This is a genomic window from Cryobacterium sp. TMT2-18-2 (genome assembly GCF_004402245.1).
In the GTDB taxonomy this organism is placed as follows: Bacteria; Actinomycetota; Actinomycetes; order Actinomycetales; family Microbacteriaceae; genus Cryobacterium; species Cryobacterium sandaracinum.
In genome coordinates this window covers 247,830-267,673 of the sequence record NZ_SOFU01000036.1, presented here as the reverse complement: position 1 = coordinate 267,673, position 19,844 = coordinate 247,830, and the positions used below count along the sequence as shown (strand labels likewise).

Annotated in this window: 18 protein-coding genes; 8 read left to right on the top strand and 10 right to left on the bottom strand. The window is 61.2% G+C overall.

Translation table 11 applies throughout. From position 1 onward, the window contains the following. Positions 1-31 precede the first annotated feature (31 nt). A complete protein-coding gene (locus E3O22_RS12430) occupies positions 32-541 on the top strand; it encodes a hypothetical protein (protein WP_134394979.1) in 510 nt (169 codons plus the stop codon). On the opposite strand, the gene E3O22_RS12425 is transcribed toward E3O22_RS12430, so the two are convergent. The 4 genes from E3O22_RS12425 to E3O22_RS12410 form a co-directional block, all read right to left on the bottom strand. Further along, complete coding sequence (locus tag E3O22_RS12425; RefSeq protein WP_134394980.1) at positions 538-2,631, bottom strand: sigma factor-like helix-turn-helix DNA-binding protein; 2,094 nt, start codon at positions 2,629-2,631, stop codon at positions 538-540. The genes E3O22_RS12430 and E3O22_RS12425 overlap by 4 nt on opposite strands. A 72-nt stretch (positions 2,632-2,703) precedes the next feature. After that, positions 2,704-2,940: a hypothetical protein gene (locus tag E3O22_RS12420; protein ID WP_134394981.1), complete on the bottom strand. Its 237-nt coding sequence runs from the start codon at positions 2,938-2,940 to the stop codon at positions 2,704-2,706. 252 nt (positions 2,941-3,192) lie between these two features. Then, complete coding sequence (locus tag E3O22_RS12415; RefSeq protein WP_134394982.1) at positions 3,193-3,480, bottom strand: transposase; 288 nt, start codon at positions 3,478-3,480, stop codon at positions 3,193-3,195. A 651-nt stretch (positions 3,481-4,131) separates the two neighbouring features. Then, positions 4,132-5,862, bottom strand: coding sequence for a hypothetical protein (locus E3O22_RS12410; protein ID WP_134394983.1), 1,731 nt, complete (start codon positions 5,860-5,862; stop codon positions 4,132-4,134). A gap of 105 nt (positions 5,863-5,967) precedes the next feature. Here E3O22_RS12410 and E3O22_RS12405 point away from each other — a divergent pair, with 105 nt between their 5' ends. After that, complete coding sequence (locus tag E3O22_RS12405) at positions 5,968-6,474, top strand: NYN domain-containing protein (RefSeq protein WP_134394984.1); 507 nt, start codon at positions 5,968-5,970, stop codon at positions 6,472-6,474. A gap of 422 nt (positions 6,475-6,896) precedes the next feature. On the opposite strand, the gene E3O22_RS12400 is transcribed toward E3O22_RS12405, so the two are convergent. Continuing rightward, on the bottom strand, positions 6,897-7,202 hold the full coding sequence (locus E3O22_RS12400) for a hypothetical protein (protein ID WP_134394985.1): 306 nt from the start codon (positions 7,200-7,202) through the stop codon (positions 6,897-6,899). Positions 7,203-7,765: 563 nt separating this feature from the next. Here E3O22_RS12400 and E3O22_RS12395 point away from each other — a divergent pair. The 5 genes from E3O22_RS12395 to E3O22_RS15960 all read left to right on the top strand — a co-directional run bounded on the left by E3O22_RS12395 (position 7,766) and on the right by E3O22_RS15960 (position 9,870). Then, a complete protein-coding gene (locus E3O22_RS12395; RefSeq protein ID WP_134394986.1) occupies positions 7,766-8,470 on the top strand; it encodes a DUF805 domain-containing protein in 705 nt (234 codons plus the stop codon). A 76-nt stretch (positions 8,471-8,546) separates the two neighbouring features. Then, positions 8,547-8,810, top strand: coding sequence for a hypothetical protein (locus E3O22_RS12390; protein ID WP_134394987.1), 264 nt, complete (start codon positions 8,547-8,549; stop codon positions 8,808-8,810). After that, positions 8,807-9,130, top strand: a complete 324-nt coding sequence (locus E3O22_RS12385) for a hypothetical protein (protein ID WP_134394988.1) — start codon at positions 8,807-8,809, stop codon at positions 9,128-9,130. The genes E3O22_RS12390 and E3O22_RS12385 overlap by 4 nt, the downstream gene beginning before the upstream one ends. A 286-nt stretch (positions 9,131-9,416) precedes the next feature. After that, complete coding sequence (locus E3O22_RS12380) at positions 9,417-9,719, top strand: hypothetical protein (protein ID WP_134394989.1); 303 nt, start codon at positions 9,417-9,419, stop codon at positions 9,717-9,719. A 10-nt stretch (positions 9,720-9,729) separates the two neighbouring features. Then, a complete protein-coding gene (locus E3O22_RS15960) occupies positions 9,730-9,870 on the top strand; it encodes a hypothetical protein (protein ID WP_166784640.1) in 141 nt (46 codons plus the stop codon). 179 nt (positions 9,871-10,049) lie between these two features. On the opposite strand, the gene E3O22_RS12375 is transcribed toward E3O22_RS15960, so the two are convergent. After that, entirely contained in the window at positions 10,050-10,580 is a 531-nt protein-coding gene (locus E3O22_RS12375) for a DUF6573 family protein (RefSeq protein WP_134397105.1), read from the bottom strand. 412 nt (positions 10,581-10,992) lie between these two features. On the opposite strand from E3O22_RS12375, the gene E3O22_RS12370 reads away from it, so the two are divergent. Further along, positions 10,993-12,003, top strand: coding sequence for a hypothetical protein (locus tag E3O22_RS12370; protein WP_134394991.1), 1,011 nt, complete (start codon positions 10,993-10,995; stop codon positions 12,001-12,003). Between the two features lie 1,708 nt (positions 12,004-13,711). Here E3O22_RS12370 and E3O22_RS12360 read toward each other — a convergent pair. From E3O22_RS12360 to E3O22_RS12345, 4 genes are all read right to left on the bottom strand, one after another. After that, positions 13,712-14,083: a hypothetical protein gene (locus tag E3O22_RS12360; RefSeq protein ID WP_134394992.1), complete on the bottom strand. Its 372-nt coding sequence runs from the start codon at positions 14,081-14,083 to the stop codon at positions 13,712-13,714. A gap of 41 nt (positions 14,084-14,124) precedes the next feature. Continuing rightward, entirely contained in the window at positions 14,125-14,793 is a 669-nt protein-coding gene (locus E3O22_RS12355; protein WP_134394993.1) for a hypothetical protein, read from the bottom strand. An 84-nt stretch (positions 14,794-14,877) separates the two neighbouring features. Further along, the gene (locus tag E3O22_RS12350) at positions 14,878-15,624 is read right to left on the bottom strand and encodes a sigma-70 family RNA polymerase sigma factor (protein ID WP_134394994.1); all 747 of its coding nucleotides are present in this window, start codon (positions 15,622-15,624) and stop codon (positions 14,878-14,880) included. A 210-nt stretch (positions 15,625-15,834) separates the two neighbouring features. Continuing rightward, the gene (locus tag E3O22_RS12345; RefSeq protein ID WP_134394995.1) at positions 15,835-19,281 is read right to left on the bottom strand and encodes a hypothetical protein; all 3,447 of its coding nucleotides are present in this window, start codon (positions 19,279-19,281) and stop codon (positions 15,835-15,837) included. Between the last annotated feature and the right edge of the window lie 563 nt (positions 19,282-19,844).

The window sequence follows — 19,844 nt, the reverse complement described above, 5'->3', positions numbered from 1 at the left end:
TATCACTGCAACGAGGATCCTACTTGAGCTGATGGAATCCTCCGACGCGGACCATTCCCGCCTCATTGCCGGCTACCTCGATGCGAAACGCCAATTGGCGCTTGCATTTCAGGCCTTTGTGATCGAAGAAGGGGCAGACGACGAGCCATTTGTCGCATTCGCGACGCGTCTTGAGGTGGCCGCTACGGCGGTCTATCCGCGAGTCCCGGCCCGATACCGAAATGTGGCGGGATTCGGAGCGGCTCATCGGAGATTGTTTGGCTACCTTGCGGAGCGCGAGGATCGGGATGTTCCAATCGAAGAACTCCGGCTCCTGACGCGTGACGCGGTACACACTGAACGGCGGCTTCGTGAGCTTCGTGACCTAGGCGCGCTCGTTACGATGTCGGAGGTTGGCGGCCAGCGTACCTGTCGAATGCAGCTTCCGACCGACCTAAGTGCCGCCGCACATCAATGGATAGCCAGAAAGATAAATGCCGACGGGTCCTTGGACGAGGTTGCCAAGAACGATCTCCTTCACGTCCTCGATTCCCCAAACTAGATTCCTTCAAGCATTTCAGCCAGGTCGTCATCACGTCGCCCTCGCAAAGCCGAGATGAGTCCTGCAACTCCCACATCCGCGCGCAGGCCTATCGACACGGCGAGCTTGCCGAGCGGCGAGCCCTGGCTGTCGGCGCTCAAGCCAGCTGTGGCGAGGATTTCGTCAAGAATATTCACTGCTGGTTTGCGCGGTTCGACGTGGAACGAAGCGTCATCAGAGAAGATCAGGAAGATGTCCTCATCGGGGCTGAACTGAGTAATGAGTCTGCGGATGCTTCCGAGCGTCGGCTGGGATGATTTCCACGACACGAGCTGTTCACCATCCGTCGTGGCGAACATTTTCGACGTGGCACGCTCAATGCCAAGTGCGCGTGCGAGGGCCGATGGTAGTGGACAACCGCTACCACGCAAGTGGTCTGACGTTATCCTCGTCCGCAGAATCCAGCACCCATCGCCTCGATGCAATCGGGGTGTCTGCCATACGCTCCTTCCGCTCAAGTCCATATCCTCCGATGTCAAACGTCGGACTTGTCCGTTCTCCATTCGATATGGATGCGAATTCCCGTAAATAACCACGCTGCTGGCGCTGACGCTATATCGAGTGGTGAGGGTGTCCACGAGGTCGGACAATGAAATCTGGCCCCCTTTCGCGTCTACTTCGACTCCAATCAAGTCTCGAATTGACTTGTATTGGGATAGTCCCCACTGCGCTAAACCCCATGCGTCCCGATTCACCCGCACGAAACGAGGGTCCAGGCTGAGAGCATTCTTGGCGCTCCGAATCGAGCGTTCGATATCCAGTCGCGCTACTATTTCGGCTCCCGACATAGGGTGGCCCTCTGCCTCCAGCACAACTGCGGCGCGGTCTGCGATGCCAGCCGAACGAGGAAGTAGGTACCCCTCGAGTTCAACAAAGCCGCAATATGAAAGCCAATCCGCTTGCTCTTGCTCGCTCAATCTCCGCACACCCTCGTCCGACTCGATCAGACGAGAAACTGTGGTGTACCCGGTGTCGGTGGCTAATTCACGTAGTTGAGTGTGAGTTCGATCGACTTGTGCGCCAACGGATGGTATTCCGCACCATCTGTCTCTTATTTCGTATGAGTCGTCGAGGCGATCTAGCACTCGCCAAACCGGCTGGTTGGCCTGGTCCACCGTTTCGCGCATCGCCGGAAGGCTACTCAGCAATCCGCCGAGCGAGGAAATCGTTCCGATGTGCTCACGGATCGCGTCGCTGAGACCGGCGAGGAGCCCTGCAGATGAGTCCTCTCGAAGACCCAAAAATGCCCGTACCTCAATTTGACGTACTCGTTCTCGCGTTATCCCAAATGCGACGCCCAAGGCGTCTAGTGTCATCGGTGAATCAGAAAAATTTCGATCACGTAGAAGCTGAATCTCACGCGGATCCAGGTTGGCTAGTGCGGCGCCAATTAAATCTGCGGCCGACTCGGGCGCGCTTTCGAAAACATCACTCGCTGTGACCTGCGCTAGTCGGTGGCGCGCATGTTCGACAGCGCTCGGTTCTGCCATCGATGGGTCGCGCTGGAGGAGCGACGAGTGGGGACGGCCAACGAGGAAGTTCCATTTGGCTAAATCACGGAGGTCGCTCGCAATCTGTCGAAGCCAGCCCAGAGATGCATCATTTTGTAGATTCACATTTGTCTGATGTTCGCGAACCGCGGCAATCAGCAACCGAGACACAAGGTCCTGCACTGAACCCACGCCGACGTTTCGCCAGTTGAGAAGGTCAGCAACCGAGACTGCAGAAATGTCAGAAAGCGTGTCGCACCGCCTGTCGCTCAGTGCGTTTGTCATGCGCGTGCCGACGTTCAGCTCCGCTAGCAGTAGGTCAGTTGCCAAACCAGGAACAAGCTTTCCCACCGTGACACCCGACCGCAACTCCACCAGCTCCCGAGCAATGAAATTCAAAAAATCCTCGACCTCGGGTGACTCGTCAATATCTGATCCAGACTCTAAGATCGCGTGAGCTCGACGTCCGGCGACCGGTAGGCCGGCAAGCCACGGAAACAAATCGGTCCAATAGTTCGCCGAAGAAGACAGCTTTGCCGCACCCACGTACTGACTCGTCACTACTTCTCACAACTCCTTTTCCGTAGCCGGACTGAAGCGTCTGCAGCATCCAAGAGGAAGTTGGAACGCAGCTCAATCAACATTTGAGGAGCGTTGAGCAATGGCTTCGTGGTGCTCCACGTGATCGACCAATATTTGTTCGACCGACTTGCCGACTAGCGCCAGCGTCGCGACATTCACGTGTACTGGGCTACTCGCGGTAGTGAAGGGCGAATCCACGAAGAAATCGACCAGCTGCATTTGCGAACGGTCAGGAATGTTCACGGTGTAGGTGAACAGCACACCACTTGACGTCAATAGGTCAAACATTCGGCCTCCCAGAGCGACCATCGTTCATAACGATACCGGCGTAATGACGCTTCAGATTGCGTTGGCCCATGCACCGGCGCGGTGTTCGATGCCGACGGTGGTGCTCCAGCGGACTGCACACGCGTATGGCATCCAGGCGACGAGTCCGGCTTTGGCCTGCAGTTGAATGATTGGGTAGTGGGACAGAACCGGATACTCCGAGGTCAGAGTATGTCGTCGTGACGTCAACGGTGGCCTGTAGTGGACACGGTGTTATGCGGCTTTAGCGAAGACCGCGTTCCGCTTTGAGTATTGCAGCTCGAAGTCGACAGGGCTGACATGGCCGAGGGAGGTTTTTTTTGGGAACGCCCGGTCCAGTTTCAGGTCGGCGTTCTCTTTGCGTAGCCGCAGTAGTTCGGCCTTCTCGGTCTCCGTAATCCCGGCTTCGCCGTCGTCTTGGCTGGCCTTGAACATGTTCACCCACCGGCCGAGGGTAGCTTCGATGACGCCGAGCTCGCGGGCGACGGTTGACGCTGCCCGACCGGTGATCACCAGCTTCACGGCCTCGTCTTAAAACTCAAGAGTGAACTCCCGGCGTGTGTTTCCCATGATGAACATTCTCTTTTGAGAGGTATCCACCAACCGGGGTCAGGGCCAAAGGCAGAGCAGTTAGAAATCGCCCTGCACGAATTCGCCCTAGCTATCCGTCACTACTTGGGTGTCGACGAAGAACTTGGAGTAGGCAACTACCAGGTCATCCAATCGCATTAGCTGTCTTCACTCTTGGCCTAGTCCTTACGCCAGAACAGGAACATGGGCTCAGTTGGGTAACTTTGGCTGACCGAGACGAGTGTCCAACCTCGCACGCGGGTGCTGGATAGCAGGTAGTCCACGTCATAGCCGTGTACGGGTGCGGCAATAGTAATGACCTTGTGCTCCATGTGGTGAACGTACCCGGAAGCTACGGAACCAGGTAAGCGACGTTGCAAGACGGACAGTACCAGTACGGCGACTCCGCAAAGCCAGCGACTTCTAGGCGGTGCAAGCAACTCGGACGATTCAATTTCATCCACGCCGGACACCATACTCAGCCAGGTAGCGCGCTGCTACAGTTCGGTCTGACCCCGATTCCCAGCCCCTCACCCACCATTGAAGCCGTTATCGCTGGATAGTCACCACCCTCGCGAGGGACACTGCTGACTCAACGGCCAGTCAGGCGAGTACGCCGATCTCGTCCTCAGGAGGCATTCGCATGCCAACGGCATCCTGAACCGCCTTCAGACCCAAACTCGTCACAGATTCATCCGCCGACTCGAACCCTGGTTGCCAAGCGCCACCTTTCGACTCAACGATCAGACGAGCGACCTGTGCAGCCGAAGAATTCGCGGACGGAAGATCGACTGCCTCCGCGACGCGGTGAAGAAACTCCACCGGAACGGCATCCTTCGGATCTATGGCGGGAGGCTCCAACCTGAGATTCGCTGCGATGTCGTCAAGTAGCAGGGCCCGGAGCCGGAGAGCGGCCCACCGCGGCTGCTTCCGCGTGCCCTTATTCATCGTCCAACCTTGGCGCCTGGCTTTCGTCAACAGGTTCGTTAACCATGCCGCGTCCAAGGGTTCGTTCCGCACCAAGCTGAAATGACGCTCGATCTGAAAGCGGTCCGCCTCACCGACGCTGTCGAGGAACTGAGTCAGGTTCCGCATGTCGGGGTCGTCAGGCACGTATGACCGACGCAAAGCGTCGAGGCTCTCGAGAACTGGGGAGAGAGCTTTTTGGAAGCCCTCAAAGTCGAATTGAGACGCGAGCGCCAGAACCCTCTCGTCAAGGTCTGGCTGATGGCCCGTGCTGAGTGTCACCAGATCCGGATAGATGCGAACTTTATCGGGGCCGGGGGGCCGATACTCCCTCTGCAATGTTCGACCCGGGTTGGCAAACCACTCGGCCCGCCGGGGAAGCGCCTCAAATCTGATGGAAACGACTTCGTCAGTGAAGGAGTCGATTGAGACACGTTCAACCTTGTAGCCAGCCCCCCACCATGCGCTGATCTGGGGACGACCTTCAATCTTCGCGCCGCTTCCCGCCCACCACGATCTGCCCTTCCGCGCGCTATCGGGCAAGCCCAGCTCGCCAGCATCAAGAAGAAAGCGGTCAATCTGGGTTAACGCATATTCAGGACGATCCCTGGCGTCGGCCGCGAGCACCTCGTAGAACGACGAATATCGACCACCAAGTGCTGGAGCGCGATAGTCGTCAAGATCCGGCGACTGTCCCGCATCAACGGTTAATCGGGGAAGCCTTTTCTCGATACTCGTTAGATTCTCCAGCGTGAGGAAGCGCAGGCGGTTCCCGATCGCACTGGCACGGACCGACAGATCGATTCGACGTGCCAAGAGTCGCGGATCGTCGATGACCCAACCACCCGCGAACTCCAACCGAAGTGCGTCGCAGAGCCTGACAATGACACCGAACGAGAAGGGGGTGAGCCCGTCCAGCATTCGCTCAAGTTCCAGTTGAGACAAGGAGACGGACCACACGAGGTGGGTCTTGACCTCTTCCACGGTGCGGCTAACTTCCCGAGCTATCGACTCAATAATATTTTGGAAGCGTATAGCGACAATGTGGCGTCGCCTTTCTCGGCAGCGATCGACCGCGCGGCTCGCTGCTTCGAGATAACCATTAGCGTCGGCTAGATGGTGGCTTGGGAGTGCTCTCTTCAACAGCTCCTGGTCTTCTTGCAAGGCGGCGGCGAACGGATCGGAGCCTGGCCGGTGGTCCTCGGTTGGCCAGAGCCAGGCGACGATCGAGGTACCTTTTTTCGAGCCCAGCAGTTCCGTGTCCGCACGCACTTCATCATCCGGAGGCCACATTCGATCGAGGTAGGCAACCTCATTTTGGAAGCGGAGAAGTCGTTGAGGGTCAGCGACTACGTCATCCGGTGTCATGGTGGCATCCTATCCTGCGCATATGTGTCGCTAGTAAGGAAAGTGTGATACTTTCACCTGAAAAGTTATCTTGCACATATCGTGTGCTAATAAGGAGAAGGACCATTGATCGCGACCATGACGATGACTAGAGATGCTAGGAGGGCTAGGTCGGGGTACCTCCCGAGCGAGCCCGGGCGGTTTGCCGCGATCATCGACCTCGAAAACATCGCGATCCTGCGAGATGGTCGCGTTTCGCAGGACGAAATGAAGGTCCTCCTGAGCGCCATCGGTGCACACGTTTCCGGAATGCCCGTCCGTGTGGCAACTGGAATCAACATATTGCGCCCCTACATGGACCTAGTTGACCTCCAACGTTGGGGGCTGACACTCGTCCGGACAGAACCCAACGCTGCTGACGACGCACTTTGCGAGGCAGCGCGCGACTTTGTTCGCTGCGGTGGCACGGACATCGTTGTCGTTAGCGGGGATCACTCATTCATCCCGCTCTCTGCGCACGCCAATCTTCACGTCATCAGCCACGCCGACCATCTCAGCAACTCCCTTCGCTTGGCCGCGACGACGGTGAAGTACCTCCCCGATCTCCGGGCTGAAGCCCGGGCCGCAAGCTAACCGGGCCACTGATGGCAATTTTTACGTTCGGCTCGGCACCTGACCTCCAACCGAACTCCGCTTCTCCTCAAAAGAATGGTTCACCATGACTCGCTCCAACTCTTCTCGAACTCTGGTCACCACGCTCACAGCTCTAAGGAAGCAGGCGATTCGCTTCCTGCCAGACCCTGCGGTTCATGATGCGTGGCGCGAGGCGGCGAGCACCTGCTCAGGAGTTCCCGACTCAGTCGTGGGGGCCGTGAGATCGGTTGCGACGGCCGTCGCCTCGGTCGCGACGGCCGGCAGGGAGACCGCCGCATCCTGGCGACGGCATGGTCGGACTGCTCCTTAGGTGCACCACCAAGACTGTCTAGTCGTCGTCTGAGGGGAGTTTGGCAGCGCGTCTTCCAGACGGCAACGCATGCTGACTCCACAATTACTATTCACCAATCCATGCCGAACATGACCGTGATGCACATTGCCCCGGTGTAGTCGAACGGGGCTGCGACGAGCAGGAGTTCGACGGCCTCGGCTGTCTTCGCGGAGCCGCGGCCACGGAATGCACGTACCTGGAACGGGACATGACTGCCGGGGTTGCGAAGTGCGTGGAGAGTGGCAGGTCCAGCCATGCCGAGCACGTCAACAGTGCCGTTTGGACCGGCAGGCGGGCAGTCCCAATTCTTGATGTCTTCCAGGACGTCCCTGGTCAGGAGAACTCGAACGGCGATATCGCGGGTTTTCTGCTTCATAGTTTTCTCGATTCTGGTGAGAGTGGCATCCTCCTCCAGCCAGACTGGGGCGAACCCCTTGCAGAGGCCCGTCCCGGTGTCGCCGAGATGGAAGGTGAGAAAGCCGGTCGGCTACCTCACGGAGTACAGGCGCGGCAGGAAGTCGAACAGTGGCTGAAATGGGCGACGCCCCTCCTGCCGTGTCCGATAGAGCTGTCGTCTCGGACACTGAGGCCCCAGAGAGGTGGGGCGACGGGGATTCGTTAATGCGACGGGTGCAGTAACCACGTTCGTACCCCAGTTATGGGCTCATTCATTCTCGTTGCATCCGCTCGCCCGTAGTCTGGGGCCGGTGCTCGGCGACGGCGTCGAAACATGCTGAAGGGCCGACAGTGAACAGACGAACTCCCGAAGATTACCCGGAGTATCTCGAGTGGAAGCGGCGCCGAGATGCGGCGGGTTCTTCGGACCCAACCAGACCGCAGAACACTGCGCTGCCGACCGTCCATCCGGCGCCTCTGAACCTGTCAAACCATGTCCCGCCACGCGGACTTGCTATTGATCAAGATCCGAACCGTACGGCGATGCTCACTGTGACGGGGGCGCCGGGACATCATCCCATTGACGGAGAGACGACCTTCGACCAGTTCAAGGCATCCCTCGGCAACACCTACGCCCGCGGCGTGCTGGGGTTCACAATGAATCAAGCAGAGGCGAACTGGGTCCTCTCGTCTGACACGATCGCGCATGCGTACTACACCAAGTGGCGGGCCGACCCGCTGACGGTCAAGCAGGCTGACTCCCGTGTTACGCCGCCTGTCGCGGACAAGGCCGCTTGGGCTGCGGGTCCCAGCCGCACAATAGCCACCGCCGGTTTGACGCCGGCTTGGTTCACAGACCCGAGCGGTGCACCTCGAATACCCACCACGTCACAGTTTCAATCAGACGACTTGACCTTCGGGCGCGCAGTCACAACTGTTTTCGCAAAGTACGCCCAGTTCGGAGGGATAGCTCGGCGATCCGAATACTGGTGGTGGTACCTGTTCGTCAACTTGGTGGGCGTCGGCACCCTCTTGATCGACAGTTTCGCGACATTCGGAGCCCTGACCGCACTCTGGCTCCTCAGCACGATAGTCCCGAGCCTCGCGGTGGCAGTCAGACGACTCCGTGACACAGGTGTTGCGTGGCCAGTCCTCCTGCTGTCATTCGTGCCCTTTGGCGGGCTGGTCTTGGTCATTTTCTTGTGCCAACCAAGCCAAACAGCGTCGCTAGTGCGGCGCCTCTCCTAATATCAGTGGGCGGTTGCCGACCCGGAGCGAGATCGCGATCACGCCTGTTTAGGCCGACGCCGCGCATGTACTTCACATGCCCACCAAATCAGACCCCCGTGCCTTCAACGCCTTCCGCATCACGACGACCACCGAAACGATCATCTTCCTTCGTCATGATGCTTCCGCCCGCTCTGAGGCCTCCATCGGCGAGACCGAGCCGTACCGAGCGTGCGTCGGCGTCTCTTTCGAGCTCGGGGAGCCCGCTGCCCTGAACTGGGTAGGAGGCCGAGGCTTCACCGGGGGCCTGGTGCTCAGCGTCGAGCAGGTGCCCGGCCCGTTCTTCGTTCCGACACCATGATGGATGACGGGCTCGGCCCGAGCCGGGCGGATATTTCCTCTCCCCGCTTCCAGTACATCGGGGTCACCGAACTGGAGGTCATGAAAATCCGGCTCCACAATGACGGCACCATAACCGGCGGCATCCAGCGTCTCCGTGGCGCTATGGGCCCACACGCCAGCTACATCGGACACATTCTCCCGCTCCTCCTATTTGAGATGGTGGTGGGTGAGGTGGGCTGGCTGCGGTTCAAACCGCGTCGGCCTTGGGTTGGTGAGGAGCTCACAGCCGTGACGCTCGCCCCGGTCCTCTGGATCGATGCTCAACCGCTCCCCTATTGACAGTCGGCGCCGGTGACCTGCGACTGGCGGGAGTCCCTCGCGTGGATCTTCGCCAGCGCCTTATCCGGAGTGGTCTCGCCGGTGAGGATCCGGCGTGCACGATCCATCGCTTCAGCCGAGGGGAAGTGGCCAGCCAACTGCTAGATCTTCTGAATCGCGACGAGCCGTGCCGCAACTTGAGGTGGGGTTAGGGCGGCCCGATCATGTCCGGCGGTGGTCATGTTCTATTTTACCTCCGCTGGCATCATGCGCGGGGGACGGGGGCTGCCGCGGTGTACCTGATCGAATGGAGGCCACCCAGCGAAGTTGGCGTAAGTGGCTGGCCGCTGCCGCGCGTGTAGCAGGCAGGGAAACCCTGACGTCCCTTTCAGACCCCGGCCTCTACGCGGGCATTCTCGCGGTCATCGAGATTGGTACTCACGGCCTCGGGCACCTCTGGACCGCCGTTGTGTGCATCGCGGCCGACCCCGGCACTCAGATACTCGGATGGTTGGGTGCTCTGCTCAGGCGGCTCGTGCTGCACCTCAGCAAGCGGCAGGTGCGGATTGCGGCCGGCTTTGGGATCGACCGCCCCGGGCTGCCGGTGTAGCCTGCGGGTCATGGAACACACTGACGGCAGCAAGCCGCGCCACCTGCCAGTGGCCGATGAGGCGTGGGGCGATGCCGTGGAGCTGACCGGTGATGAGCCGTGGCTCTCCACCGAGCCGCAACTCGGGCTGGATGGCGAGCCTGAAGGCTAGACGCCCAGGCCGCGAGACGTCTAACGTATGCCCCGGAACGCCGGGAATGCCGAGAGCAGCAAAAGTCGAACCAGGACAGAGACACCGAGTGATGAATGCCGTCACGCGAAGTTTCGGCCGTCGTAGAGAAACCAATGCAGCTCAGCTCAAAGAGCACGCCAAGCTGAGCTGCATCCCTCTCAGTCCTCGTTCGGCAGCAGGATGGTGATGCAGGGGTCGCCGGACCGGTTGTACGGCTGTGCGACCACGTGGAGGCAGATGCGCTCCCATGACAGTGAGGTGCTGATGCGACCATCCGACGTGCGGTTTTCGATGCGGTGCATGGTGTAAGGGAAGCGCTCCCCAGGAGCGTTGAGAGCGTTGAGTGCCTGACGCTTGGCCATCCAGAGGACGTCGTACCCACGCGTGTCTTCGGTTTCGTTTAGCCCGCGCTCCCAGAGGACCGCGTCCTCATAGGCGGCTCGGGTCAACACGACCGGCAAGTCATATAGGACTTCGGCCGCCAGCGGCTTCGGAAGACGAACGAAGGTGCCGTCCGCAACTGCGTCGGCCGGCGTGAATGAGTACACGACGGGGCCAAACTCGTCGAGCTTCGGGTTGGAGCGAAACTTCACGCCACGTCCGACGCGTGCAGTTGCACGCAAGTTGGTTTCGATTGAGAGGTGGTTGGCCAGTTCCTGAGTGCCGCCCACGAGAATAATAATTGTCATTTTTGGTGCCTCGCTTGTTCGATTACGGTTATCCGCCTCAAGCCAGGGCGGGGCGAACCCCGTTAGAGGCCCGCCCCGGTGTAGCCGAGTTGGAAGCTGAGGGAGCCGGTCGGCTACCTCACCGAGTACATGCGCGGCACGATGTCGAAGAATGGCAGAAATCGGCAACGTCCCTTCTGCCGTGAACAATGAAGCTGTCCGTTTGGGCCGTCTGAAAAGCCACCGAGACTCGCTCGCTCCCGAATCCGCGGGGCGCCTCGCATTCGTCATAGGAAACGAGTGAAGCAATGGTGGCGGCTGCGGTAACCACACGCGCACCCCAGTTATGGGCGCATTCAATCCCCGTGCCTCAGCTCGCCCGTAATGTGGGTCGGTGGGGGGCGACGGCCTCGAACTCAGTGAAGGGCCGACAGTGGATAAACAAACTCCCGAGGATTACGCGGAGTACCTCGCGTGGAAGCAGCAGCGTGAGACGGGGGGAACCGGCGACCGAACACGACCGCAGAATCCGAACCATGAGGCCACACTCCGTGCAACGGGGACACCGGCACGTCCCCCTGTTGGAGGCTGGACAACGTTTGACCATTTCAAAGCATCTCTCGGCGATGAACATGCCCGCGGCGTGCTGGGAATCAAAATGAATCAAGCGTTGGCGGACCAGATCCTGTCATCTGAAACGAACGCCTGGGCATACTATTCCGGGTGGCGCGCCGACCAGCCGACCGTGCAACAAGCCGGTGCCCGAGTTTCGCCGCCAGTCGCTGAGCAGGCCGCTTGGGCTGCGGCTCGGGCTGACCTTGCGCTGCGTCCGACTGTGACAGTGGATCCCGGCAGGACGGTGGGAGCTAACCCAGCTAGTGCACCTGCCAAGAAACATGACAGATTCAAGTCCTTCAAGTTCGGATTCGGGTTTGCAGCGCTCTTCCTTCTTGGATTCGTGTCATGGGGCGCCCAGTTCGTCGCCGCATCTACCTTCGGCATCACCGAATACTTCCGTTGGGACTTTCGCTCCACCGGTGGCCTGATCGCAGTCATCGCCGGCATCGCAATGTGGGCGAAGTGCCGGAGCTGGGAATCTTGGAGGAAATGGATCTGGCTCCCAATCCTCATCACCGTCACTCTCGCGTTCATTTATATGGGCTCCGCGGCGCAAACGATTGCACGCGAAGAAGAGATCCTGCAAAAACAAGAGTTACGTCAGGAAGAGGACGCGCGCCAGGCCGAGATCGCCCAGGCTTGCGAGGTTCTGTCGCAGCAGATCGACGCCAAGGCCAGCGAGATCGAACGTTCGCGGTCCGAGAGCGTGGTGAAGCGACCCTCTTGGGCTACCTCAGAACGCCCCTCCTGGGCTACAGCACCCACCAGCGGGGCCGACGAATTGGCCGTGATGGAGATGCGCGCTGAGTACGACGCGTCATGCTAGGCGCCACCCGCCACGGGCAGCACATGGCCTTGGAGGGGTTTGGCAATACGCCCTCATGGGAACGCCCTGTTCGGCGGCTCAACGCCCGAGCGACATTGGATGCGCTGGGACCCGTTTGTTTAGGGGCCTCCCCAGGGGCCGTCAAATTCAATTTGACCTCCGAGGGCATCATGCGCGGTGGTCGAGCGACCGGTGCAGCATGCGGCACATTGAACGCGTCGAAAAACGCACAACGCCCCACCTGCCATCGAAAGATAGGGCATGGTGCGAGTGTGTTGAGCTCACCGGGACGGAACCGTGGCTCACAACAGAGGATCTAGGACTGGACGACCAAGCGTTCTTCCGTTCGATCTCCTGCAGCTGCTCATTTATGGCTCGACTAGCGCGACATGTGACGAGCGCAGCAGGTGCGACGGTCGACCGGCAACTCACCGACAGCATCTTGGCTTGCGGCAGCAGCACCGGTAAGAACGCAGCCAGCGCTGTCCTCACACAGTCTCGCCGAACAACTCCTGGGGCAGTGCCGCAAGCGGTCGGCCAGGGGAACGCCAACCCCGACGCGGGAACTAGATCCTCACACGAGCCCAGTTACTTTTGGCCGACTTCAGATCTGCTCAATCTCGGCATCAAGGGCACGTGAACGGCTTACCGTTGCCGACATAGGACACTGAAATTGTCTGTTCCGCACCCTCCACCACGTTTCCAACGTTGTCCGTGACGGTCGGGGTCAGGAACATCGCGGAACCAGCCGGAAAGTTGCGGCATTCGGCAAGGTAGCTGATACTCCATCTTCCTTGGAACTTGGTTCCCGACACCAAACCGGCTGAGAGTGGTCCGGAGCTTCCTGTGGGAGTTCTGACGCGGAGGGCCACGTACGACACCCCCTCCGCTGCTGTGACATCGGTATATATGTTGACGGTTATCTGCGGCGACTGAAACTGCAAACCAGGGAAGGCGCCCGTGCGGGTGATCGTCGGTGGACCCAAGGGCTGAGGTGGTAGGTCAACGGGTACCGCCGGGACCGGTGCGGCCGGGACCGGTGCCGCAGGGACCGGTGCCGCAGGGACCGGTGCCGCAGGGACCGGTCCCGCGGGTACCACCGGCTGTATTGCGGGTTGATCTTTGGGCTGCGGCGCTGCAGCTGGTTCGGACGCGGGTTGGGCGGTCGATTCCTGCCCGGTCACGGTGTAGGACGAGATCCCATCGGTGGAGGCCGCCCCCGAGCTGCATCCCGTCAGCGCGACCAGAACTGTGGCCGCAAAAGCCCACGTCGCCGCGCGCGAAATTCGCCGTTCAATCGCCACTCGCTCTCGCTCTCGGGCAAGATCGTGCAATGGCTGGTTTGTCATGGGTAACCTTTCATCCGTGCCCGGAAGCTATTGGTGTGCGATGTCTAAACGACGTCCGGTGCGTAAACGGGACGTTACGCAGAGCAGACGGTAGGGCGGCGAGTATCCGCGCCAAGATCTTCACGAGGCGGCATAATCCATTGGGATAGGTATTGGCATCTTCCTCAAGTGGAACCGGGCGACTCCGAAGAGTCGCCCGGTTGTTTCACTACTCAGAGGAGAGCCAGCCGCGGGGGTTTCGCTGCCACGGCGTGCATGCGCGGCACACACCTGAACTCCGATAGAAGTCACCTACCCCGCATCGCGACCGGTTACATGGCGCCATCACGCGAGCCGATGATCCTGACCACGGCTCGCGTTCAAAGCGGAACGTGCTCGACTCGGGTACCGCACCGCTGGCACGTCGGTGGCGCAATGGAGACCATGTCCGTCCCGGCGTGGAAACACTGGCGGCAGTCGTACGAGATGTAGGACTTTTCGTCCGAGGGGCCCGGGACGCTCGGAGGGCGCAGGTGCGGCCACGGCCAGTAGGAGGTTGCCTCCCGATGAGCGAGTGCGAATTCCTTGGCCAGTTCCCAGTAGTCATCTGCCAAGGCACGGTTGTGGCGCTGCGCCTCGCTGAATCCGACGTAGACCTTGGCGTCCAAGCGAGCGACGGTTTCCCGGAGCTCGATGGTGCGCGAGTTCATGGCCTGAAGCTTGGTGATGTGCGCTTCGATGTCACTTTGCATCTTTTCTCTTTCTGGGTTGGGTTGCGGTTGGGCACAGGTCGTCATGTCGAGTGGGCGAAGGTCATCGTGCTGTCATAGGTCCGCGTGAAGCCTGCATCCGTCGAGAGACGCACGAGTGTGAGAAGCCGCCGCGACGCGCCAGGTGACTCCAGACCTTGTACAAGCTCGGTGACTATTCCTCTGGCAGGGCGGACTGCGAGAACTGTTATGTCACTCCCGAGGTCGGAATCCATCAAGCTTCCCAGGGTGCGGGGCATGGTCTCCTGCGGCTCTTCTCTAGCGGTGTTGTCGCGGCTGACATTCCACGGCTCCGCTCGCGGCGTTCTGGATACCGGAACTTCGAGGGGTCGTTCACGACGGTTCTTGATGGTCTCGGCCCTAAGAGTCCACGACTGGGTGTTAACGCAGCGCCGCGGCACATTGCCGACGTCGAGACCGAAAACTTCTCCTATGCCATATGCAATCGAGCCGAGCCCATCATCGATCGCGGAGAGACTGAAACCACCGTGGCCGAAGCAATCGAGCGTTACTCGGACTTCGTGCTGGACGTGACTACCGAGCACACCGAGCCGAACTACAGCAACCGGGTGATCGGCGTCGTTCAAGACGGAGATCCTGGCGCAGAACGTGACGGTCCTGCCAGCCAGCGTCCTGGCGCAGACGTCGTTTTCAACTGCTTCGAGCCCCTCGGCGAGGATGTCGTAAACCATGTGCTGCTCACTTCCAATCGAGTCTTCCGGGAGGACGTTGCTCCCTTGGTTGGTAGTGGGGTGAGCGGCACCGGAAACGCAACGTCAGGACAGAAAGTCTTTGAGAATGATTTCCAGGGCTGCGAGAGCGCGCTTGCGCCTAGCCCGGACCGCCTGCTCGGAGATGCACAGGACCTTCGCCGCCTCCGCACTGGTCAGGTCCGCGTCGATGACCAACGCGAGGACCTGCTGGTACATTGCGCTCAGGCTCCTGACGGCCGCCCGAATGTACAGCTTTTCCTCGATCGAGAGCGATGAGGGAGAGGCGGCGAGGCGATCTCGGAGAGGAGCGTTCTCACCGTCGTCATGATCGAATGAGACCGTTTTGGACCAGGCACCAGCGGCAGCTTTCTGAGCTTCCGAACCACGCGGCGTGGCGCTCACCAGATCGGTGGGGATGGAGACGTGACCGTGCATCTCGCCTGCCTGATCTCGAATCGAGCCCCAGATGTCGTGCTTGGCATACGCGACGAAGGGACCCTTTCGAGGGTCGAAGGTCAGAGCAGCCATCGCCGCTCCGAGCCGGGCTGCCTGCAGGAGGTCTTCTCTTTCCAGCTGCGGGTTGGCGGCAGTCCAGCGAGCGACTGCCTTCTTCACGGCGCCTTCAGCGTACGAAGCGAGTCCCCAAGCAACGGGCGGAATGGCCGGTTCCGGCTCGCGGTCACTGCTGGCGCGCGCATCGTTGCGCTCCTTTCGAGCCGAACGCTGCGACGCTGTTTCGTGCGGGCCGGCGGCCTGGATTTTTGCAGCCAGTTCCGCTGCATGCTCCGCGGTGAGGATTTCTTTCGACATTTTTGTGTCCCAATGCGCCGGGGTTGGACGGCGTCAGAAGGGAGACATGCGGCGAAAGTGCGGGAAGAGCTTCGGAAAAGGGCAAATTCAGAAATCACCTTCTGAAGGGCGGTGCCGCCGGCGAAGCGCCGCCGGCATGCTGCGTAGGCCCGCGGCAACGCAGAACGGCCCGTCCACCAGTGAGATGGACGGGCCGTTCGGTTTGGGCGTTTAGGAGTTCTTCTCAGCTTCGGATCCCCTCATCGCCATGAGTGCTGTACCTGGAAGGTCCAGCAGGTCCGCAGCAACGACGTAACCGCGCTTTCGGTTCAGCCCAAGTGGGACGGGGCTCTTGCCTCCCGGATCGGTCCCGGCGACCACGACTGACGCAAACCCGGCGTCGACCTGCCCCATAGGCACGGTGGCGACGGCCGTGAATCGCTTCAGATCTTTGATGGCGGCGCCGTAGAGAAGGACGTACTTCCCATCCATCGAGATGAGCCCGGCTGCCGTTCGCGAAGGTACCGCCTCGTGATCCCCGTACTGGTTCCGGCGTACCGTCCAGCCCAGCCGACGGGCCTCATCGAGAACGGGCACGCCGCCGGTTGCGAGTTCGAGGTACACGTTTCCCGCGGCGATCGCGTCCCGGACTGCGCGAACCAGAGTGCTTGCCGGGTTCGTGTTCCGCGCCCGCTCCCCCGATGACTCGGCGAGGCGGGCCACCACGACGTTGACGTCCGCCATCGTTGGCAGGAGATCGGCAATACCGGCCTCTTTTGCGAAGGCCAGGAACCGCGACCAGCCGGTAGCGATGACCGCGGCCGTCTCTGCCGACCGGCCGCCGGTCTTCTGCATCAGCTTCGCTTTGAGTTCGTCGTTGGCAGTTGTCCACTCGGCGAGGCCGCGAGGTAGCGCATCGATCTGCCGGGCGAGCCAGGAGACGTACGCACCGAACAGTCTGTTGGCGTCGACCGGACGGGACTTCCGCCATTTGTCGATGGGAGCGTCACCCATCGGAAGCATTGCGACGTCCCCACGGCCTTCTTCCAGCGCGATGGAGACGACTCGGGAGGCGATGCCCTGCTCCTCGCTGAGGGCCTCGCCGGAGACAATTGATGTCGTCGACGCGTCTGAGGAGCCTCGGAGGCCACCGTTCTGGGTTCCCTTGGCCTCGCCGGACACCGCAGTGTAGGAAGCTTGCAACACCCGAGCCAATGCAGCCTTGACGCGGGCAGCGTCCGTGGGGGTCTCGGGGACGCGGTAGTCATCCCAGAATCCCGTCGCCGAGGACAAATAGGAGGCGAGGACGCCGCAGCCGGAGGCAGAAGACGAGATCAGTGTGCCGCCCGTCCACCCCGCACGCCAAGCCGGCGTGAGAAAGGACTGCATCGCTGACAGCAGCAGCGTTTTCCCCATGTCCGGCGGGCTTGCGATCATCAGTGTGGCCCGGCGGCTGAGGCTGAGCGGGGCACTCGCCATCATTCCGAACCCAGCCAGCGCGACGGGCGCTTCAGGGTTCGGACTCAGCTTGATGAACTCAGCCAACGCCAGCGCACCTTCACGCAGCTCCTCAGCGGTCGTTGCGATTTGACGCCACCCGTGCGCCTCATGCGTCGAGGTCAGCGAATCGATGTCCGACTTACCCGGAACGCCAACCGCCAGGCCAAGCACAGGCCCTATTCCGTTGACCGATCCGCCGGGCGCAGCGTAGGTGACGCCAGCACGAACGCCGATCTCGCCGACGAGCCAGCCCATCGTCGTCAGTTCCTGGATCCGTGTGGCGGTATCGTCGGAGCCGAGCTCACGGAGCACGTTCGCCAAATGTTCCTTCTTGGTGCTGCCGATCGGCAACGCCACTCCCATGTCGAGGCGCTGCACGACCGCGGCCGGGTTGGTAGCGTCCTCCGGCGAAAAACCGGGAGCCGAGCGGACAACACGGTCGGCCCGGGCAATGGTGACGGTAACCATCTTCTCGCCGCTCTCGACGGGCACACCGTTCTTGATCGTGGCGCGGGATACGACCATCGAACGCCACGGGACCCAATCACAGATCTTGGTGGCCTTCCACGCCACTTTGCCTTTGTTGTCGACTGTTTTCACCATCTCGTAGACCCCGTGGTCGTCCCCTTCCCACAAGCGGACCTCGACGTTGTTGGACAGCTCGAAGGTCGCCGACGTCTTCGTCTCAATGGCCGAGGCGACGGTGAGTTCTGCCTTCGCGGGCTGACTCGGGGGGCTTGAGTCTGGACGAACTGCGGCACTCTCCGGAGCAAGGACGATCACGGTGCCAACTGGCGTGGGCAGCGTTTCGTAGGTGGCTAGGAGTGCGTCCAGGGTGGCCCGCTCGGTGGCGGCGGCCGACCGGTGGAGGGCAGGCTGCGTCGGCTCCTGCACGACGACGGCGGCTGGCAGGGCGTGGTCGTACTCCGGATCGTATGGGGGGGCGTCGGAGTGCGGGATTCCGTCGTATGAGGTAGGTGCCGGCAGCGGGAGCGGGCCCGCCGAGGAGACGGGCCTGACTACTCCGAACGCTTCCGCGACTTTGGGGCGCATCGCCGCGTGAACTGCGTGCACCAGATCTGCGTTGACCCACTCACGGTCGAACGGGCGGATAAGGGCAGCGGCTTCCTTATACCCGCCGATTGAGTGCGCGAGTACGTCGAAGCTGGTGTAGGAGTGTGCGTCGTCGTCCAGGCCGAATGCGGCCTGCGCGGTCGACGAGAAAAAGGTCACGCGCTGCACGTCGCCAGATTCGAAGAAACGGCCGGAGTCGCGGTCGGCAATATCGCCGGAGGCGTCCGGCATGGACACACCTGATCCACGTAGATTCGCGCCGAAAACTTCCTGAAGGAAAGTGTCGACTGGGAATGCAGCCGCGAACAGATCGCCCAGACGCGGTTCGGCATTCGGGTCGCGCGGGGCTGGCAGGGTTGATGAGCCAGCGATTGAGCGGTTACGGATGGCGGCTGCGGCATTGGCGGGGAGGGGCGGGTAGATGTTCAGGAGATCCTGATGGCTGTACACGGGGCCGCTGGCCGTGACCAGTGTGACGGCCCGCGGTTCCACGCCCTTGGCGTTGACGGTGCCGGCCGGTCGAAGTACCTGAGTGAGGGTGGCAAGGGGGCCGGCGTCGATGTTACGGCCGCGAGCAGCACCGGAGGCCAGCCAGAAGGCTTTGTGGCGGGCAATGAGCTCAGCACCTTCGGCGGAGTGCGGGTCGATGGGCGTGTCCAGGGCGAACCACCAGTGAAAGCCGCCGCCGCTGTCTACGGAGACGGTCGGGGCGGGGAGCTCGCCCAACCACTCTTCGACCTCGGCGCGGGTTGGGTTGCCGGACACTCGGTGTTCCCCGTCGGCGGTATCGATGTCTACGACCAACGCGACGAGCCCGAGCACGTCCGACTTCTTCCCCCGGCCGCCGGCGATTGCAACTTGTGCATCCATGATTCCGACTGAAACCCAGGTGTCGCCGCCCTTGGCCGCCTCACGCTCGATGAGCTTCCACGCGGACTCGGCGTCACCAGGAACGGCAAAGCCTGCCGTGCGGAAGACGCTGGACCCTGCGCTGCGCGCGCAGATGCTGATTGCGGCGCCGGCAGGGTAGGCCTCAGCGTGGCGGGCGTATATGGCGTGGTGGTGCGCAAGCCAGTCGGCCTTGCACAAATTGGTGGTGCTCATCGTCTTGTACCCCTAGGGCTCGTTCTTCGTGCCGGTAGCAACCGGGAGCTGATCAGCTCGACGAGTAGTGGCGGAAGAGCAGCAGGAAACGCAACGGCGGTACCGAGAACTTCTGGCGGGTCTGGCCAGGGATTGCCGGGGATTGGACGATTGGCCAGCATCGGCCAGGGCCTGCCCAGAGGCAGATCGGGGCTATGACTGGGATGCGAGAGCAGGTACGTGACAATGCCCGGAAAACGGAAAAAGGAGAGACCCTGAGGGAAATAGCCACGAAGACGTAGAGAGGCAAAACGCTCAGAGAGGCCTATCTACTTACATAGAACTGGTCATATATCTCTAAATGTCTCTGCATCCCAGTCATAGCGCGGAACTGGGCCTGGCCAATCGCTGGCCAATCCCCGGGCATCTCCGGGCAGTGTGGCCAGCGAAGGCGAGTGGCCGGCGAGGCCCCTGCCACCCAGATACTCGATCGCACACGCGCGAGCACCTATATGCGCATATGCGTTGCGTTCCGACCGCACTTTCCTCCACTACCCCAGTGAGCATCAGCTCTCCCCATTTCG

Coding starts and splice junctions, on each gene's coding strand:
- E3O22_RS12430 (WP_134394979.1), top strand. CDS start 32: ATGGAATCCTCCGACGCGGACCATTCCCGCCTCATTGCCGGCTACCTC.
- E3O22_RS12420 (WP_134394981.1), bottom strand. CDS start 2,940: ATGTTTGACCTATTGACGTCAAGTGGTGTGCTGTTCACCTACACCGTG.
- E3O22_RS12410 (WP_134394983.1), bottom strand. CDS start 5,862: ATGACACCGGATGACGTAGTCGCTGACCCTCAACGACTTCTCCGCTTC.
- E3O22_RS12400 (WP_134394985.1), bottom strand. CDS start 7,202: ATGAAGCAGAAAACCCGCGATATCGCCGTTCGAGTTCTCCTGACCAGG.
- E3O22_RS12395 (WP_134394986.1), top strand. CDS start 7,766: ATGCTCACTGTGACGGGGGCGCCGGGACATCATCCCATTGACGGAGAG.
- E3O22_RS12390 (WP_134394987.1), top strand. CDS start 8,547: ATGCCCACCAAATCAGACCCCCGTGCCTTCAACGCCTTCCGCATCACG.
- E3O22_RS12385 (WP_134394988.1), top strand. CDS start 8,807: ATGATGGATGACGGGCTCGGCCCGAGCCGGGCGGATATTTCCTCTCCC.
- E3O22_RS12380 (WP_134394989.1), top strand. CDS start 9,417: ATGGAGGCCACCCAGCGAAGTTGGCGTAAGTGGCTGGCCGCTGCCGCG.
- E3O22_RS15960 (WP_166784640.1), top strand. CDS start 9,730: ATGGAACACACTGACGGCAGCAAGCCGCGCCACCTGCCAGTGGCCGAT.
- E3O22_RS12375 (WP_134397105.1), bottom strand. CDS start 10,580: ATGACAATTATTATTCTCGTGGGCGGCACTCAGGAACTGGCCAACCAC.
- E3O22_RS12360 (WP_134394992.1), bottom strand. CDS start 14,083: ATGCAAAGTGACATCGAAGCGCACATCACCAAGCTTCAGGCCATGAAC.
- E3O22_RS12355 (WP_134394993.1), bottom strand. CDS start 14,793: ATGGTTTACGACATCCTCGCCGAGGGGCTCGAAGCAGTTGAAAACGAC.
- E3O22_RS12350 (WP_134394994.1), bottom strand. CDS start 15,624: ATGTCGAAAGAAATCCTCACCGCGGAGCATGCAGCGGAACTGGCTGCA.
- E3O22_RS12345 (WP_134394995.1), bottom strand. CDS start 19,281: ATGAGCACCACCAATTTGTGCAAGGCCGACTGGCTTGCGCACCACCAC.